A 16927-nucleotide genomic window follows, 5' to 3' on the forward strand; every position below is an offset into this window, starting at 1 on the left:
CGCGGGCACGAATCGGCTTCCGGTCCGCCCCATTGGCGGTTTACTGGGCCTGGAAGTAACGCCCGGTGCGCAGGGGAAGCACCTTGCCCAGGTCTACGCCCTCGTCGGCAATCTGCAGTAGCAGGCGTTGGCGTTCGACGGAGGAAATGTTTGCTGCGGAGCATCGCCTGGCCACCAATGCCAACCTGTCGGCCAGCTCGTTCATGGGATCACCCGCATGCGCCTTGACCCAGTCATAGCTGACCTCGGAACGGGCGAGCAGCTCATGGATCTTGTGCACGATCGACCTGGCCTCCGTTGACCTGACCCGTGCATGGCTTGTGGGATTGTTGAGCAGGTCGATGGCCATGAGCGAGTCCGAGCGGATGCGAAAGCTGACCTTTCCGGCGAACAGCTCCTCGCGGTACCTGGTGGCGTCCAACAGAGCGTAATAGATGGAGTTGAGTTCGCCCTGCAGGATTTCCTTGCCGGTGGCCGCGAAGGCATTGATCACCGGTGCCGAACCCCGCCCGTAATCCAGGATCCAACCATGGCCCATCAGCGGGCTGTGCCAACTGCGCGAGGCATCGGTGGTGATCGTGAGCTCGGAGTGGAAGTCCTCGATGCGTTCCTGGAGCAGGGCCATGGCGGCCCGCGCTCCGGCGAGGGGGCGGAACTGCTCCGATACCTCGAACCCCAACTGCGCCAGCGCCTCGGGCAACCGGACCTGCCCCTCCAGCAGCACGTTGTCGCAATACACGGATTCCGAGGCATTGCAGCGCACCGCGCGGATGGCCTTGTCGAGATGCGCCATCAGGATGCCGAGTCGGAGCCCGCATTCGTGGACGGGCAAGACGCCGGACCGTTGCTCGAGCACCTGGTACGCGTTGGTTCGAACCACTGCCCAGAACAGGATCTGGTTGTGGTGCCGCACCTCGACGGTGACCCCCGAGCGCTCGGTGACGGTCTGGACCGCAGGAATGAAGCGCGCGGACGGAGGCGTCGGGCGTGGTGCCTGCATGGTCTCCTCCTCGATTCGGCGCTCGGTTGGTTCGGCTGCGGAAAATCCGATGCCCCAAAGCTACCTAAAATACCGGCCCAGTGGGGATAGTAATCCCGGCCCGAATCCCGGAATTTGCCGATCGGGATCGCATGTCACCGGTTTCGGTACCGAACCGTCGCCTGCGGAGGGATTGGCTTCCCGGCCCTCCATCTGTGGCCGGGCGGCGCACCCCGGTGTGTCTAGGATGGAAGCTACAACGAGGCGTTCTAGATGAAGCGGGTCCGGGCAGGCATGGAAACACGGCAGTCGAAGCTGCAGCACCAGCAGTTGATCGTCACCCTGTACGGCCTCTATGGCCGATCGACGGGTGGCACCTTCCCGGTGGCAGTGCTCGTTGACATGCTCGGCGCCCTGGGGATCGAGGCGCCCGCGGTGCGCTCGACGGTGTCACGCCTCAAGCGCAACGGCGTGCTGGTCAGCCGACGCGACGCCCCTGCCGCCAGCTACAGCCTCTCGGCCGATGTGCTCGATGCCTTCGAAGAGGGCGACCAGCGCATCTATGCCCCCGAGCGCTCGCAGCCCAACGACCCCTGGTCACTGGTCATCTTTTCCGTGCCGGAAGCCGAACGCAACCGCCGGTACGAGCTGCGGACCGAATTGAACAGCCTTGGCTTTGGGGCGGTGGGCGCCGGGGTCGCCATCGCTCCCAGCAATGTCCTGTCGCAGGCCATGCTCCGGTTGAAGGACCGCGGGCTCGAGAAATATGTCGAGTACTTCAGCGCCGACTACCTGAGCCAGAAAGACATCAGGGCCAAGGTTCCCCAGTGGTGGGACCTGCAGGAGCTAGACCAGCAGTACCGGGAGTTCCTCGGCCTCTACGGAGCCGCCGAGGCCCAGTGGTCGGCACGGCTTGAAGCCGGCGCCGGGGCCCCTGCCGGCGACCTGGCCAGGGAGGCGTTCGCCTTTTACGTTCCCATGCTGACGCTGTGGCGCCGCTTTCCCTATCGGGACCCGAACCTGCCCCTGGAATTCCTTCCGGACGGATGGAAGGCCCCCGCTGCCAAGCAGGCGTTCTGGGCCATCGACGCGCTGCTTGCCCCGGTGGCCAAGGCCTATGCGCTCTCGCTCTTGGGTGCGCGCGGCGTGGGACCGGGAGCCTCGGCCATCCAGGACAGTGCCTCGGCCCAGTGAACGGCCAGCGGGTCGATGGCCTCGAGGTGGCTCAGCGCGGTGAATTCGCGTAGTTCCACCGGGGAGCCCTGCGCCCCCGCGGCAGCCAGGAAAGCATGCGAATGCGCAATGGGCACGCGGTCGTCATCGGTTCCGTGCAGGAGAAGCGTGGGCGTGGTGCCGAGCCGCTGTTGCACGGGCGAGGCCGCGCGGTAGGTGTCGGGGTCCTGGGCGGGGGAGGAGCCGAAGTATTCGGCGGCCGCGTTGTCTCCCAGGTCCTCCAGGTATGTCCGCTCCACGTCGGTGACCGGGGCCAGGGCCACGACGCCGTCGGCGAGCCGCGCGGTGAGCAGCGCGAGCTGCCCGCCCACCGAATGGCCGACCGTGAGCAGCGGTCCGCCGACGCCCTGGACCGCCTTAAACTCCTTGATGCGCACCAGCGCCTCTGCCGTGTCCTGAAGCGGGGCCGGCCACTGGCCGGCGGCGCCGCGGCGGTATTCGATGTTGGCGGTGATCCAGCCCTCGGCCCGCAGCGATGCCGCGAGCGGTTCCATGAGTGAGGCAAAGAGGTGCGAGCGCCAGTAGCCCCCGTGGATGAGGGCGGCAATGCCGCGCGGTTCCGCTCCGGGCGCAGGCCAGCCGAGCACCAGGTGCTGGGCCTCGTCCGGGCCGTAGGACTGGATCCCGGATAGCGGGGCGGTGCTGGTCATGGAATTGGCTCCTTGGCGGAAACGATGGATGGGCAGTGGGGGCCGCCGTCGGCCCCCACTGCCCTCGACTGTAGCGGTGGCTAGGCGCCCGGAACGGCTCCCGGCGGCAGGAAGTTGACGTCGCGCAGCGCCGAGAGGCGCACGACTTCCTCGGGGTCGGACACGTTGTGCAGCTCGTCGAAGAGGGTGGAAAGCTGGCCCGACGGGCTCACCCAGAAGAGGGACTTTCCGGGTGTCTCGTGCTTGTTGTAGTAGGCGTGGGGCAGGCCCATGGGCATGCGCACGGTGTCGCCCGGGCCGGCGGTGGTCCACTCGCCGTCGAGGTAGAGCGTGTAGACGCCCTCCATGATGAAGATGTGCTCGTCCTGCGTCGGGTGCACGTGCGGGGGGACCCCGGTGCCGGCCGGGTCCAGGGAGAGCCAGGCGAAGGACGAGGAGCTTTCCACCTTGGACAGATAGGTGTGGCCCAGCACGTTCCAGGTCTTGTTTCCCATGGCCTCGCTGGCGAGGGTGATGCCCTTGGGCAGGTCGCCCAGAATAATTTCCTGGCCCTGTTGGATTTCCATTGCAGCTCCTTGTCGCGTGTTTCCTTGGTGGACCCAGCATGGCAGAGAAACCCCTTGGTATGCAATAGGTATTGCGATCGCAAGTTCTAGTGCATATGATGCGGATCACGCTTGGGGGCGTGCGCTGCTGCAGAACCAAAAATGCCGTTGCGTGCTTGAACAATCACCGAACCGGGGCAAGAACCGACAGCCCTTCACAATGAAGCGAGGCGCCAGCGTGAGTACCAAGAAGTTCAGCGGAATGAGTGTGCATACCCTGGGGACGGGCGGTGGTCCGATCGTCTCAAGTTCCCGAGCCGGAACCAGCACCGCGGTCCGGGTCGACGACGCCACCTACGTTTTCGATGCCGGCATGGGCAGCATCCGCAACTACCGTTCACATTGCGAGTGGGGGCAGCTGCGCGGCATCTTCCTCACCCACCACCACTCCGACCACATCTACGACCTGGGTTCCTTCCTGGTCACCGGCTGGCAGGTGCCTGGCGAGTCCTTCGCCGCGCCCATCGAGGTCTTCGGACCCGGAAAGCCCGCCCGCATCCCGGCTCTCGACGAAGAGCACGCCCGGGACATCGACGCCCGGGTCGGGAACCGGGAAATGACCTCGACCACGCAGATCGTCGACGCCCTGCTGGATAAGGTCTTCGCCTCCGACATCGCCATCCGCATGGCCGACGAGGGCCGCGGCGAGCCGCATGAATGGGTGCGCGCACACGACATCGAGATCCCCGAAACGGCGGGCGCGGACCCAGTGGCCAACCGGCACCCGGCGATGGAGCCGTTTGAGGTCTACCGCGACGAGCTCGTGGTCGTCTCCGCGATCCTGGTCGACCACCGGCTGTGTTTCCCGGCCTTCGGCTTCCGCATCGATTCGCGCCACGGCTCGGTCGTCATTTCGGGGGACACCGCCTACTCGGAAAACTGCATCAGGCTCGCCCGCGGCGCGGACCTGCTGTTGCACGAGGTCATCGACCTGCCCTCCATCCTGGCGACCTTCCCCGAGGGGCCCACCCGCGAGGGGATCGAGGTGCACCTGCGCGAATCGCACACGCCCTTCGCCGAGGTGGGCAAGGTCGCCGCCGCGGCCGGGGTCAAGACCCTGGTGCTGCACCACATCGTGCCCAACACCCCGGGCACCGCCGACCTGGCGGCCATGGAGAGCGCGGTGCGCCGGGACTTCGACGGCACCGTGCACATCGCCGAAGACAACGACGTCTTCTTCCCCCGGGAGACCGGAACCAATATTGTTGAAACCGCAGGACTGGAAACCATCGGAGCCGGCGCATGAGCACCTCGGAGCAGATTCAACCGCACACCCTTCGCGCGGCAGTCAAGTACGGGAAGATGAACCGCCGGGCATGGATCGTCACCTCCCTGCTGGTCGTCTTCCAGATCATCAACTTCGCCGACAAGGCGGTGCTCGGCCTTGTCGCCGACTCGGCCATCAAGGAACTGGGCCTCACGGCGGGCCAGTTCGGCCTCATCGGCAGCGCGTTCTTCTTCCTCTTCGCCATCGCCGCGGTCGCCGTGGGCTTCCTGGCCGGAAAGGTCTCGACCCGCTGGATCCTGCTGACCATGGGCATCAGCTGGGCCGTCCTGCAGTTCCCGATGCTCTTCGGCGGCGGCGCAGCGGTCCTGCTCGTCACCCGCATCCTCCTCGGCGGTGCCGAGGGCCCCGCAACGCCGATTTCCCTGCAGCACGTCCATGGCTGGTTCCCGGCCAAGGAGCGCGGCTTCCCCTCCAGCATCATCGCCATCGGCTCGACGCTCGGGCCCATCATCGCGGCCCCCATCCTGGCTTGGATCATTGCCCACCCGGACCTCGGCTGGCGCTGGGCCTTCGGGTTCCTGGGCATCGCCGGCCTGCTGTGGAGCGCGGTGTGGTTCCTCGTCGGGCGCGACGGACCCTACAGCCACACCACCGGGAAAAAGGCCGCCGCCGACGTGGAGCCGGTGGCTGCCGCGGCGCCCGCGGAGAAGCCCGCCCCCGGCAAGCCGGGCGCAAGCATCACCGAACGCGCCGACCTGCTCAAGCTGGTGCCCATCCGCCGGGTGCTGGGCTCGAGGATGTTCGTGGCCGCGGTCCTGGCCGGTGCCGGCTGCTTCTGGGCCCAGGGCTTCCTGACCACCTGGTCGCCGAAGTACCTCGGCTCGGTGGTCGCCCTCTCGCCCGAGATGATCGGGCTGGTCTCCACCTTCCCCTGGGTCATCGGGGCCCTGGCGTTGCTGGTGCTGGGATTCACCTCGCGTTACCTGATGCGCCGCGGCGTTACGGTGCGCTGGGCCATGGGTGCCCTGTTCGGGGCCGCGCTGCTGGTCTCGGGCATCTGCTTCACCGTGCTGCCGCACCTGCACGGCTATGCGGCCGTGACGGTGCTGACCCTCGGCGCCGGGCTGGCGATGATCTACCCGCTTGCGCCCACTGCCATCGCGTTCTGCGTGGCCTCCAAGCAGCGCGCTGCCATCATGGCCACGCTGACCGGGCTTGCCTCCGTCGGCGGCGTCATTGCCCCTGCGATGGTGGGATCGCTCATGGACCGCGCCGGATACGTTCCGGGTCCCAAGGGGGTGCGCGACAGCGTGGAAATGGCCTCGCTGCTGGCCCAGGGCATGAACTCGTCATTCTCCATGATCGGGATCTACCTCGTCGTCGTGGGCGTCATCTGCGTCCTGCTGCTGAACCCGGACCGCACCGCGGAGCGGCTGCAGACCCGGTTCGCCTTCAACGGATAACCCCTCCGGCACCGGAGAACCACACGCAGGGCGTGGGGGAAGAAACTTTCTTCCCCCACGCCCTGCGTGTTTTCAGCCGCCCTTGCCGGTCATGGTGAATGTGGCGGCCACGGCGTCCGAAAACCTGTCGGAGGCAAAGAGCGCATGGGCCAGCGCATCGCGGGCGGCCCCCGCCGGGCCCCACAGCGGGCGCCCCAACGCCATGTTCACGTGCGCCTGCCGGGCGGCGCGCCGGGCCGCGGCCAGGCGATGCCCGGAGAAGGCGGCGAGTTGCCCCTCGAGCCGGTCCCTCGGCAATTCCCCGCCCAGCGCCGCCTCCAGGACCGGGGACAGGGCGGCCGCATCGAGCAGGCCCAGCGTCATGCCCTGGCCCCCGATGGGGCTGACCTCGTGGGCCGCATCCCCGATCAGGACGAGGTTCCCGTGGTTCATGGATCCCACGGCAAGGTTCGCGGTCCCGAATTCGCTGAGCATGGAGTTTTCGCCGGCCTCCACCCGGTGCCCGGTCCGCCGCTTGATGAGTTCGGGCAGGGACGCCGGCCCCGGATCCCGGAGCCGGCAAACCCAGCGCCGCCGGTTTCCCGGCAGCGGAAACGACTCGGTGATCCCGTCCTCGTGCAGAAACAATGCCGCGACCGGCCCGAATCCGGTGCTCTCCGGGTAGTCGCCCATGAGGTAGCGATCGGGCAGTTCCCGGCCGCGGAACTCGATGAGGGCGGCGGTGCGCACCGCCGAGCGCGTGCCGTCGGCCCCGATGAGGAAGCGGCACCGAAGTCGCTCAGTTTTGCCCCCGGAGGTGGCCTCGACGGTGTGGAACCCCGGGTGGGCAGTGAACGCGGTGAACCCGTGGCCGGGGAGCAGCGCCGCGGGATCCAGGGCGTGCAGCCGTTCGCGCAGCAGGGCGACGGTGTGGTTTTGCGGCAGCGACAGGACGAAGCGGTGCCCGGCCGGGATGGAGCCGAACCCCAGTTCCGCCACGACCCGGCCGCGGGAAATGCCGACCCCGCGGTCGATCCGCACCCCGGCCGCCAGCGCCGCCGGCCCGACCCCGAGGCGGTCCAGGACGGCTAGTCCGGGCGGGTGGATCCCGATGGCCCGCGAGTGCTGGCCGATGGAGGTGCGGGATTCGAGGACGCGCACGCTGCGCCCGGCCTGGCGCAGCAGGATCGCCAGCGCCATCCCGCTGGGGCCAGCCCCGACGATGAGGACGTCGATCATCGGCCCGCCGGATTTTCCCCGTGCCAGATGGCCAGGTTCCGGTACAGCCCCGCGGCGTGCGCGTGCCAGCCCGGCGGCAGCACCCGGGCGAGCTCCTCGCGGGTGAAACTGCGCCTGATGGAGGTGAGCCCGTCGCGCCTGATGTAGGAGCTGCCGGCCAGCGGCAGGGTGGCCGTCCCGAAGAGCAGCAGTGCGCTGCGCCGGCGCCGGATGTCGCTGTGGATCGCCAGCGACCGGGCCAGCAGCCGGCTGTCGGCGAAAATGCCCGCAAGCGCCGGCGGGTCCAGGTGGTGCAGGACGTGGTTGGAGACGACCACGTCGTACAGCCTTCCCTCGGCCACCAGGTCCGAGCTCACGGCCCGCCGGAATTCCAGCTCCGCGGGCCCGAACCCGGCTGCCGCGCCCGCCCGGGAGGCAAAGCCGTGGGCGCGCGCATCCGGGTCGATGCCGGTCACCCTGACGCCGTAGCCGTCGGCCTGCGCCCAGCGCAGCAGGGCCAGGGCGATGTCCCCGCCGCCGCACCCGATGTCGAGGATAGTGGCCGTGCGGTGGCGGGGCAGCGCCGGGCGGACCAGCCGCAGGTACATGCCCCGCCACCCCGAAACGCAGCGGTTCACCAAGGGGAACTGCGCGTAGGTCCGCTCCAGCAGGAGCGGATCGGCGTCGGGGCTGTCCATTTCCTCGCGTGCGGCAATGTCCCGTTGCATCTTCTCGCTTAGCCCTGCGGTCCGGAAACCAAGGTCATCAGGGACGTCTCGACGGTCAGGCCGGGCCCGAAGGCCATGGAACACACGCGCTCGCCCGTGGCCGAAACACGTCCGAGGTTCTCGTCCATGATGTCCTTGAGCACGAACATCACCGTGGCGCTGGACATGTTGCCGTAGTCGTTGAGGATCCGGCGTGCCGGCATCAATTGCTCGTCGCCCAGCGCGAGGCGCTTCTGCACGCGGTCGAGGATGGCCCGGCCCCCGGGGTGGATTCCCCAGTGCGGGATGTCGGCATACTGCGCGCCGAGGGTTTCATCGCGGGCCAGCAGCGGCTGAAGGGCGCCGACGATGTGGTCGTCGATGATGTGCGGGACGTAGGTGCCCAGGACCATTTCGAAGCCCTCGTCGCCGATGTTCCAGGCCATGGACTCCTCGCCCACCGGGGTGAGCACGGTTTCGAAGTGGTCAAGCTGAAGGCCGGGCCCGGGGTAAGGGCGGGCGGTGACGATGGCGGCGGCGGCCCCGTCGCCAAAGAGCGCGGAGCCCATGATGGTGTCGGGGTCGTTCGAGCTGCGTACGTGGATTGAACACAGCTCGGCGCAGACCACCAGCACAACGGAGTGCGGGTCGGCCTCGCAGAAGCTCCTGGCGGCGCGCAGGGCCGGGAACGCGGCGTAGCATCCCATGAACCCCAGGTGGTAGCGCTGGGTTGCCGGACTCAGGCCCAGCGCCCTGACCAATTGGTAGTCGGGTCCGGGGTTGTAGAAGCCGGTGCAGGACACCGTGATGACGTGGGTGACGTCGTCCGGTCCAAGGTCGGGGCAGGCGTCCAGGGCCTTTTGCGCCGAGTCGATGTAGAGCCCGGGGGCCGTGGCCGCAAAGACCTCGTTGCGTTCCTTGGTGCTGGGCCGCAGCACCAGCCCCGAGTCGGCGTCAAAGAAGAGCGGGTTCTCGGCCACGGTCTCGGTGGTGAACTCGGTGACCGCGGTGTGCCGGGTCGAAATCTGGGCCGAATCAAATGACGTGTTGATCAGGCGCTGGCCCAACCGCGTCAGGCCGGGTTGGGCGCCAAAGACGTCCCTGGCCTTGTCCTGGTACAGGATGGTGGGCGGAACTGCTGTTTGGATGGTTCTCATCATCACCGGCATAGTGCCGAGCCTATGGCCCGACGCCGACGGGGTAAAGGGCGTGCGGGCACGCTAAGCGCCGAGAGCAGCCGGGGCTAAGGGTGGGGAAGGACGGATTCCAAAAAGTGCTGGATTCCGCACAGGCTCAGGAGTATCGTGATTTTTGGGGAGACCAACCGCGGTCGTAAGCGATCCCCGCCCCAGGGTGAGAGGTAATTGATGCCAGACAAATCACCACATAGACACGAACACAAGAAGCCTGCCGGCAAATCGATCAAGGCGCGACGCGCGGAGAAGCGCTCGAAGAACGCACCTGAGACAGAGACCGAGCAGGTAACCCACATCAAGAAACACTGAGCAACTTGATGATTGGAGATATCTTCAGGGAAGCGGAGAAGAACAGACATCTTCTCCGCTTCTTCCATGTCCGCCGGTAATGGGGATACCGGATAGTGCCCGGGAAAATGTGGCTAAAAAGATTCTTGGCATGTTTCCAATCCGTTTTCCGCACGGCGCCGAATGCTCCATGACAGCCCGCACCAACAGTGGTCGGGAAGGCGCGGAGACCAAGGGGTCGACGCCAAGCAAGGAGCATGACATGAAGCGCATGAACAGCAAGTTTGCCGCAGCACTCGGACTGATTGCAGTTGCCAGCGTGGGCCTGACCGCTTGCTCGGCGGGCACCGGGGGCTCCGGCAGCGAATCGATGGCACCGTCCTCGGCTGCTGCACCCTCGAGCTCGTCCGCCGCACCGAGCAGCTCGGCAATGGCAAGCGAATCGGCCATGGACCCGGCAGCCAACCTCGTGGGTTCCGGTTGCGCGGCCTACGCCAAGGCAGTTCCCAGCGGCGAAGGATCGGTTGCCGGCATGGCCAAGGACCCCGTCGCAGTGGCTGCTTCCAACAACCCGCTGCTGAAGACCCTCACCGCCGCGGTGTCGGGCAAGCTCAACCCGAAGGTCGACCTCGTTGACACCCTCAACGGTGGCGAGTTCACGGTCTTCGCCCCGGTTGACGAGGCCTTCGCCGCGATTCCGGAAAAGGACCTCAACGCGGTCGTCGCCGACGCCGACATGCTTAGCAGCGTCCTGACCTACCACGTGATCCCCGGCCAGATCGCCCCCAGTGATATCGCAGGGTCCCACAAGACCGTCGAAGGCCAGGAAGTGAAGGTCACCGGCAGCGGCGACAAGCTCATGGTCAACGGCGCCTCGGTGATCTGCGGTGGCGTGCAGACCGCCAACGCCACCGTCTACCTGGTTGACTCCGTGCTGATGCCGTCGGCAAAGAAGTAGCCGCTGCGCCCGACGCAACGGCAGGGCAACCCACCAGGGGGTTGGTGTCTGATGGTCCCCTCCATCAAACACCGGCCCCCTGTCGTCGATTGGGGTAGACAGGTTGCCGCAGAGGGGCGGAAAACTTGTTTTCCTTCCCGACGCACCAGAAAGGATGAAGGACGGCGTTTGGAATGCATGAGACGCTTTATCGCATGAGCTCACATCTATCCGGTGGAACGGACCAAACCTCCGCGCCCACCACCGAAGAACTGATGCTCCGGATTGCGACAGGCAACGAGAACGCCTTTGAGGAACTCTACGACCGCCTCTCGCCGCAGGTCTTCGGCCTGGTCCGACGCATCCTGAAGGACCAGGCGCAAAGCGAGGAAGTGGCGCAGGAGGTATTCGTCGAAGCCTGGCAGCAGGCCGCACGATACGACGCGGCCCGAGGCAAGGCAATCACCTGGTTGCTGACTTTGGCGCACCGGCGGGCGGTGGACCGGGTTCGGGCCAGCCAGGCCAGCAAGGACCGCGACCTGCGCGAAGGAATCAAGGAATTCCAGGCGAGCTACGACGACGTGGAGGAAACGGTCATCTTGCACGAGGAAAGCCGCCGCGTGAACCAGGCCCTGGAGCAGCTCAGCGAGTCGCAGCGCGACGCCATCCAACTGGCCTACTTTGGCGGCTACACCCACCTTGAGGTGGCCGAGTTACTCAAGATCCCCGTGGGGACCGCAAAAACGCGAATACGCGACGGAATGAACAAACTTCGAGACCTGATGGGAGTGGCGTAATGGAAAAGCACGAGAACGAGCTGACCGGCAGCTTCGCCCTGAACGCAGTGGGGGACGAAGAGCGCGACGAACTGCTACGCCATGCCGAATCCTCGGACGAGGTCCGGGTTGAACTGGACGCATTGCAGGAAACCGCGGCGCTTCTTGGCCTTTCCGCCGAACCTGTCGCTCCTCCGGCCAGGCTCAAGGCCAACATCATGGCCTCCATCCGTACCACCCCGCAGCTGCCGCCCCTTGAAACGGAAGGGGACGTCCCGGCGGACAACGTCCGCGAACCTTCGTATCCGGTCAAGGGAGATGACCGTTCCTCGGAGCAGTCGTCCGAAGCCGCCGCGCAGGCTCCAGCGGCCGCCGCGGCCAAGACGAACCAGCGGATGTTTGCCCTGGCGGCCGGAGTGCTGCTGGTGGCCGGCGGCGTACTGGGCGGAGTGGTGGTCAACCAAAACGCGCAGCAGCAGAAGCTCGAGGAACAGTTGGCTGCCCTGAGCACCAAGCAATCCGAGCTGACACGCATCCTGACCGCCGCAGATGTCAGGTCGAAGACCCAGGAAATGGAAGACGGGGCCAGGGTCACCCTGGCCTACTCGGCCACCGAGGGCAAGATGGCGGTGACCACCGCGGGATTGCCTGCCTTGCCCAGCGACAAGGCGTACGAGCTCTGGCTGATTTCCGGCACGGGGGCGGTGCCGGCGGGACTTGTCGATGGCGCCAATGCGGATGGAATGGTGATGGTTTCCGGGGCCATGGAGGGCGTGACCCACTTCGGCATCACCGTCGAACCTTCCTCGGGCTCGCCTGCACCGACCACCGAACCCATCCTGGTCCAGGCGCTCTGAGATCCTTCGGGGAAAAGGCCCCGGTCTTCCAATCCGCCGGTGGTAGCGTTCCGAATACGAAGTGATTAGCTGTTCCCCGCAAAAGCAGGGGAAGAAGCATCACAACGTACGGGTGGGTGGATTCATGAACAAGTTGCCAGCAAAGAGGCTGCGGGACCTGGGGGCCTTCGGGCTCGCGGGGTTCGCGTCGGCTGCGGTGCTCTTTTCCGTGGCTCAATTGTTGTCGGCGTTCTTCGCCACCTCGTCGGCGCCACTGGTGGCCATGGGATCGGTGTTCATCGACCTGACCCCGCCATGGCTCAAGGATTTCGCCATTGCCACCTTCGGCACCAACGACAAGCTGGCGCTCTTCATCTCCATCGGCGTGATTGTGGCCATCGCCGCGGTCTTGCTGGGGAACTTGGCCCGGGAAAGATTTGCCTTGGCCGCCGGGAGCATCGTGGTCCTCGCGGTGGCGATCGGAGGGGCGGTCCTTTCCCGGCCCGCCACCGGACTTGTCGACTTGACACCGATCATCGTGGGCGCAGTTGCCGGCCTGGCCACCCTGCGCTGGCTTACGAGACTTGCGGCCAAGAGCCGCTCGACCGAAGCGGACGCGGTTTCGGCCCAGGGGTCCTCGCGCAGGAACTTCCTGTTGGGCTCCGTCCTATCCCTGGTTGGTGCTGCCGTGGCCACGGGCGTTGGCAAGTCCCTGGCTACCGCAAGGAACGTGGCCGATTCCGCCCGTGCGGCTCTCGGATTGCCGCCTGCGAAGGTCCTGGCGCAGGCTCCGCCGGCCGACGCCCAAATCGAACTGTCGGGCATGCCGAGATTCATCACGCCGAACAAGGATTTCTACCGGATCGATACCGCGCTCTCGGTGCCACGCATCAACCCTTCTGAATGGTCGTTGCGGGTCCACGGCATGGTGGAAAGGGAATTCTCCATCGGCTTCGACGAGCTGCTGGCGGAGGACCTCGTGGAAAGCTATCTGACGCTGACCTGTGTTTCGAACCCGGTCGGAGGCCAGCTGGTGGGCAACGCCAAGTGGCTGGGCTATCCGCTGCGCCTGCTCCTGGAACGCGCGATGCCCAAGGCCGGCGCGGACATGGTGCTTTCGACCTCGATCGACGGCTTCAGCGCCTCCACCCCGCTTGAGGTGCTCACCGATGACCGCATGGCACTGCTGGCGATCGGGATGAACGGCGAGCCGTTGCCGCTCGAGCACGGCTTCCCGGTCCGCATGGTGGTTCCCGGCCTCTATGGATACGTCTCGGCGACCAAGTGGGTCGTTGACCTGGAAGTCACCCGCTTCGAAGACAAGGTCGCCTACTGGACCACACGCGGTTGGTCCGATCACGGGCCCATCAAGCTGTCCTCGCGGGTGGATGTGCCGCGCTCCTTCGCCAGCGTTCCAGCCGGCAAAGTTGTCATGGGCGGCACCGCCTGGGCACAGACCCGCGGCATCTCCAAGGTCCAGGTGCAGATCGACGACGGCGACTGGAAGGACACGGAACTCGGTGCCGAGGCCTCCGTGGACACCTGGCGCCAGTGGCGCTATGAATGGGACGGCGGGCCCTCGGGTAACCACACCGTCAGTGTCCGGGCCTTCGACGGCCAAGGCGAGATGCAGACCAGCGACAAGGCCGACCCTGTACCCGACGGGGCAAGCGGCTGGCAGCGCGTACAGTTCTCGGTTGACTAGGCGCTCGGGGCCGCCCGACCAGGTGCGCATGAGCGAGCCGGGAGTAGGCAGGCGCTCGCCGGTTTCCAGCCAGGTTTTCATGGCGGAGAGGGCCATCGGCCGGCCGCCGCATCGCTGATCGTTTGCGTCGTCACCGAGCTGGTCCTGGAGGGGCATCAGCAGGCATGAATCCTCGAACAGGCTGATCTCTCAGGTTTCCCTGGAATCGCCCGCGGCCTTCACTTTGTCGCCCCGCAGCGAGGTCACGGTCATGACCACGCACTGATTGCGTTCCGGCCTGAACCTGGGCCGCGGCAGCTTAGCCGCCCTAGAAACAAGGGGTAATTCGGCGTAGTCTCGGGTGTAGGCCGAAGGACTGCAAACCGGAAAACGGCCGCCCAAGGGAATGCGGAGACTGCACATGGATATTGCACACAGCACGGTGCCGACGGTCGACTTTCCCTAGTCAAGCGATTGGCGTGTCCCGCATGGACGTTCCATGCGCGCAGTGACTGCCTAAGCTATTTTTCGTCGCACCCCTCATTGGACGGGATCCCCGGCAACCCGCAGGGCCCGGAACCACGACCCTGAAATCATTGCCATTGCTTCGGCGACTAAGGAGCGCGTGATGAGCAAAGACACCAAAGTCCAGCCAGGCCTCGATACCGAGGCCGGCAACCCCGTGGAGACACAACCACGGAAACCTACCCCGGACGAGCTGCCCGATGGTTCAGGCAACGATGCGCACCGGCATCTCGATGCGGATGAAGAAGGCCGCTTCGACGCCGGGTAGGATCGGCGATTCGCCGGGCCCCGAAACGCTGCCTACCGCAGCCAAGCACGATCGACGAGGGCACCGGCCCGGAGGCAGGCCACGCAGCCACCTCGTTGCGCGTGGCCACATGGCCCCGGAAAAAACTGCAGGTCAAGCACAATCGGAAGGATGTGAATAGTCATGACACAGGATGCACACATTCCAGCACCACGCGAGGAACCCGAGGCACGGCTGAGGGTCCCAAGGACTCACCACTCCAACGGGCTGTTGATCGGCGGCGGATTCACCGCACTGCTCTTCTTGGTGTTCATCGTCACCGGCGGCGTCATGCTGGGAACGGTGATCAGCCCGCTATGGATTGGTTTCATCATCGGTGTCCTGGTCGCTCTCCTGGGGGTATTCCGCATCGTGCGCGGCCCCGAGGCGTTCGGCTTGGGCGACACGGAACACAAGCACCCGGCCGCGTAAAACAACACGGGTGAAATCACGGAGGCCATCGTCTCGCCGCCCCCAAGGCAGACGGTGGCCTTCGTGTGCGTGGCGGATCGGGCGATATTCGCGGATCCGCCAAAGTGTCTTGGCCATGGTGTAGGCCGGCAGCCGATTAGGCTGTGGACTAAGTACCAAGAAAGGGACCTGCACCTGATATGAGACGCGTCTTGGCCTACCTGTTGCGTATTGGCGGAAGCATTGCCATCGCTGCGGCCGTGGGTGCCCAATTGCAACGAAGCATCAAAAACGAAGGTTCGGGCCAGGGCGAAGTGGAATTCGTCATCCAGAATTTCTTCTCGTTCTTCACCATTGAATCCAATGTCTTGGCCGCGATCGTCTTGTTTGTGGGCATCTTTACCTTGTCGTCGAGGAGCGAGCCCCGCGGGTGGAGCATGATCCGGGCTACGGTCGCCACTTACATGGCCACCACCGGCGTGGTCTACAACCTGCTTTTGCGTGGCATCGAACTGCCCCAGGGAACCACCGTTCCCTGGTCAAATGAGATCCTTCATGTCATCACCCCCGCGATCCTGTTGCTGGACTGGCTTATCGCGCCGGGACGCAGACCGCTGCATGCCAAGGCGCTGTGGGGGATCGTGGCCTTTCCCGTGCTCTGGGCCGGCTACACCCTGGCCCGCGGTGTCATGGTGCTGGATCCGCGTACCACCAAGCCCTGGTATCCCTATCCCTTCCTGGACCCGAACACCAGTGCCAACGGATATCTCTCCGTCGGCTTCTACGTGGCGCTCATCGCCATGGTCATCGGGGTGGTCGGCGCCGGGATCTTGTGGCTCAGCCGTGTGCGGCGACGCCCCTCGTAATACCGGCATCGTGGCCCGCGATAGCCTTGGAGTCGTGTCGCCCCGGGGTTTCGGCGGGCGTCGCGACGGCTGGCGAGGGGGAGTGGGATGCGCGATCGCGTGATGTGGGTGGTTGTGGCCGTGGTCCTTGCCACCATGGCGAGTTCGCTTTGGTCCGATGCACCTGTCGCCGCCTTGGGCGCCGGCGCGGCCGCCACGTATTCCATGGTTGCGGCCATCCGTGGCCGTTGCCTTGGAGGCGTTTGCATGCCGCCCGCGGCGGGCGATGAAGACGCCCGAAAAAGACAAGAGACCGATCGGGAATGAATTCGGGACCTCCGTGGTTTTACATGCAAACACATGTATTCCATGAGAGGGAGCAACACACCATGAGCCAGAACATCGTCGTCATCTCCGGAGGACTGGGCACGCCGTCGACCTCGGGCCTGCTGGGCCGTCAGCTCGGCGAATCCGCGGTCAGGGAACTTGCTGCAATGGGCATCCAAGCCGACCTGACGGTGCTGGAACTGCGCGACTACGCTGCGGACATCACCAACAACCTGCTTACCGGCTACGCGCCGCCGCGCCTGGCCGAAGCGATCGAAGCGGTTCGCAACGCCGGCGGACTGATCGCGGTTTCGCCGGTCTTCACCGCGTCGGTCTCCGGGCTCTTCAAGTCCTTCATCGATGTCCTTGACCCCACCTCGCTCGATGACAAGCCGATGATCCTGGCGGCCACGGGCGGAAGCGCACGGCACAACCTGGTTGTTGACTACGCGATGCGTCCGATCTTCGCGTACCTGCGCGCACGGATCATGCCCACCTCCATCTTTGCCTCCCCCGAAGACTGGGGAGCCGACCAGGGCCACGGGGCGCTGGCCGAGCGCGAGCGCCGTGCCGGACTCGAACTGGCCCAGGCCATCGCCGGGCCCAACGGGGCTGCCGCGCAGGTCCAGGACCTCGGCGACACCCGTTCAATTGCCCCGCGCGTGAGCGAAACTGCGAACCCGCGGGACAACATGACCTCGTTGCCGTTCGAGCAGCTGCTGGCCAACATCCAGCAGGGCTAGGCACCGGCGCA

General features: G+C 65.9%; 17 protein-coding genes. 11 read left to right on the top strand and 6 right to left on the bottom strand.

Going from position 1 to position 16927, the window contains the following annotated elements; all coding sequences use genetic code 11:
* Nucleotides 1–40: 40 nt before the first annotated feature.
* On the bottom strand, nucleotides 41–1000 hold the full coding sequence (locus ACIPVK_RS02370) for a ribonuclease HI (RefSeq protein ID WP_407610383.1): 960 nt from the start codon (nucleotides 998–1000) through the stop codon (nucleotides 41–43).
* A gap of 273 nt (nucleotides 1001–1273) precedes the next feature.
* On the opposite strand from ACIPVK_RS02370, the gene ACIPVK_RS02375 reads away from it, so the two are divergent.
* Nucleotides 1274–2173: a PaaX family transcriptional regulator C-terminal domain-containing protein gene (locus tag ACIPVK_RS02375; RefSeq protein WP_407610384.1), complete on the top strand. Its 900-nt coding sequence runs from the start codon at nucleotides 1274–1276 to the stop codon at nucleotides 2171–2173.
* Here the strand turns inward: ACIPVK_RS02375 and ACIPVK_RS02380 are convergent.
* Together ACIPVK_RS02380 and ACIPVK_RS02385 are read right to left on the bottom strand one after the other, a co-directional pair.
* Complete coding sequence (locus tag ACIPVK_RS02380; RefSeq protein WP_407610385.1) at nucleotides 2095–2862, bottom strand: alpha/beta hydrolase family protein; 768 nt, start codon at nucleotides 2860–2862, stop codon at nucleotides 2095–2097. The genes ACIPVK_RS02375 and ACIPVK_RS02380 overlap by 79 nt on opposite strands.
* 80 nt (nucleotides 2863–2942) lie before the next feature.
* Nucleotides 2943–3428: a cupin domain-containing protein gene (locus tag ACIPVK_RS02385; RefSeq protein ID WP_217388519.1), complete on the bottom strand. Its 486-nt coding sequence runs from the start codon at nucleotides 3426–3428 to the stop codon at nucleotides 2943–2945.
* Between the two features lie 241 nt (nucleotides 3429–3669).
* On the opposite strand from ACIPVK_RS02385, the gene ACIPVK_RS02390 reads away from it, so the two are divergent.
* Together ACIPVK_RS02390 and ACIPVK_RS02395 are read left to right on the top strand one after the other, a co-directional pair.
* Nucleotides 3670–4713 carry an MBL fold metallo-hydrolase gene (locus ACIPVK_RS02390; protein WP_407610386.1) on the top strand — a complete coding sequence of 348 codons (1044 nt, stop codon included), beginning with the start codon at nucleotides 3670–3672 and terminating at the stop codon, nucleotides 4711–4713.
* The gene (locus tag ACIPVK_RS02395) at nucleotides 4710–6158 is read left to right on the top strand and encodes an MFS transporter (protein WP_407610387.1); all 1449 of its coding nucleotides are present in this window, start codon (nucleotides 4710–4712) and stop codon (nucleotides 6156–6158) included. The genes ACIPVK_RS02390 and ACIPVK_RS02395 overlap by 4 nt, the downstream gene beginning before the upstream one ends.
* Nucleotides 6159–6230: 72 nt before the next feature.
* Here ACIPVK_RS02395 and ACIPVK_RS02400 read toward each other — a convergent pair whose 3' ends face one another.
* Genes ACIPVK_RS02400 through ACIPVK_RS02410 form a run of 3 tightly spaced genes read right to left on the bottom strand, consistent with a single transcriptional unit; the run spans nucleotide 6231 to nucleotide 9231 of the window.
* Nucleotides 6231–7376 carry an FAD-dependent oxidoreductase gene (locus ACIPVK_RS02400; RefSeq protein ID WP_407610388.1) on the bottom strand — a complete coding sequence of 382 codons (1146 nt, stop codon included), beginning with the start codon at nucleotides 7374–7376 and terminating at the stop codon, nucleotides 6231–6233.
* Entirely contained in the window at nucleotides 7373–8083 is a 711-nt protein-coding gene (locus ACIPVK_RS02405) for a methyltransferase domain-containing protein (protein WP_407610389.1), read from the bottom strand. Before ACIPVK_RS02405 ends, ACIPVK_RS02400 begins: the two co-directional genes overlap by 4 nt.
* A gap of 8 nt (nucleotides 8084–8091) precedes the next feature.
* Nucleotides 8092–9231, bottom strand: coding sequence for a type III polyketide synthase (locus ACIPVK_RS02410; RefSeq protein ID WP_407610390.1), 1140 nt, complete (start codon nucleotides 9229–9231; stop codon nucleotides 8092–8094).
* Nucleotides 9232–9808: 577 nt separating this feature from the next.
* Here ACIPVK_RS02410 and ACIPVK_RS02415 point away from each other — a divergent pair.
* The 8 genes from ACIPVK_RS02415 to ACIPVK_RS02450 all read left to right on the top strand — a co-directional run bounded on the left by ACIPVK_RS02415 (nucleotide 9809) and on the right by ACIPVK_RS02450 (nucleotide 16916).
* The gene (locus tag ACIPVK_RS02415) at nucleotides 9809–10504 is read left to right on the top strand and encodes a fasciclin domain-containing protein (protein ID WP_407610391.1); all 696 of its coding nucleotides are present in this window, start codon (nucleotides 9809–9811) and stop codon (nucleotides 10502–10504) included.
* 194 nt (nucleotides 10505–10698) lie between these two features.
* Nucleotides 10699–11280, top strand: coding sequence for an ECF RNA polymerase sigma factor SigK (gene sigK, locus ACIPVK_RS02420; RefSeq protein WP_407610392.1), 582 nt, complete (start codon nucleotides 10699–10701; stop codon nucleotides 11278–11280).
* The gene (locus ACIPVK_RS02425) at nucleotides 11280–12116 is read left to right on the top strand and encodes an anti-sigma factor domain-containing protein (RefSeq protein ID WP_407610393.1); all 837 of its coding nucleotides are present in this window, start codon (nucleotides 11280–11282) and stop codon (nucleotides 12114–12116) included. Before sigK ends, ACIPVK_RS02425 begins: the two co-directional genes overlap by 1 nt.
* 124 nt (nucleotides 12117–12240) lie before the next feature.
* Nucleotides 12241–13800 carry a molybdopterin-dependent oxidoreductase gene (locus ACIPVK_RS02430; protein ID WP_407610394.1) on the top strand — a complete coding sequence of 520 codons (1560 nt, stop codon included), beginning with the start codon at nucleotides 12241–12243 and terminating at the stop codon, nucleotides 13798–13800.
* A 607-nt stretch (nucleotides 13801–14407) separates the two neighbouring features.
* Nucleotides 14408–14572: a hypothetical protein gene (locus tag ACIPVK_RS02435; protein WP_407610395.1), complete on the top strand. Its 165-nt coding sequence runs from the start codon at nucleotides 14408–14410 to the stop codon at nucleotides 14570–14572.
* Nucleotides 14573–14734: 162 nt separating this feature from the next.
* The gene (locus ACIPVK_RS02440; protein ID WP_407610396.1) at nucleotides 14735–15022 is read left to right on the top strand and encodes a hypothetical protein; all 288 of its coding nucleotides are present in this window, start codon (nucleotides 14735–14737) and stop codon (nucleotides 15020–15022) included.
* Nucleotides 15023–15201: 179 nt separating this feature from the next.
* Nucleotides 15202–15867 carry a Pr6Pr family membrane protein gene (locus ACIPVK_RS02445; protein ID WP_407610397.1) on the top strand — a complete coding sequence of 222 codons (666 nt, stop codon included), beginning with the start codon at nucleotides 15202–15204 and terminating at the stop codon, nucleotides 15865–15867.
* 368 nt (nucleotides 15868–16235) lie between these two features.
* The gene (locus ACIPVK_RS02450) at nucleotides 16236–16916 is read left to right on the top strand and encodes a CE1759 family FMN reductase (protein ID WP_407610398.1); all 681 of its coding nucleotides are present in this window, start codon (nucleotides 16236–16238) and stop codon (nucleotides 16914–16916) included.
* The last annotated feature ends 11 nt before the right edge of the window (nucleotides 16917–16927 follow it).

Origin of the sequence: Paeniglutamicibacter sp. MACA_103, from assembly GCF_045798555.1 — a bacterium.
Taxonomy (GTDB): Bacteria; Actinomycetota; Actinomycetes; order Actinomycetales; family Micrococcaceae; genus Paeniglutamicibacter.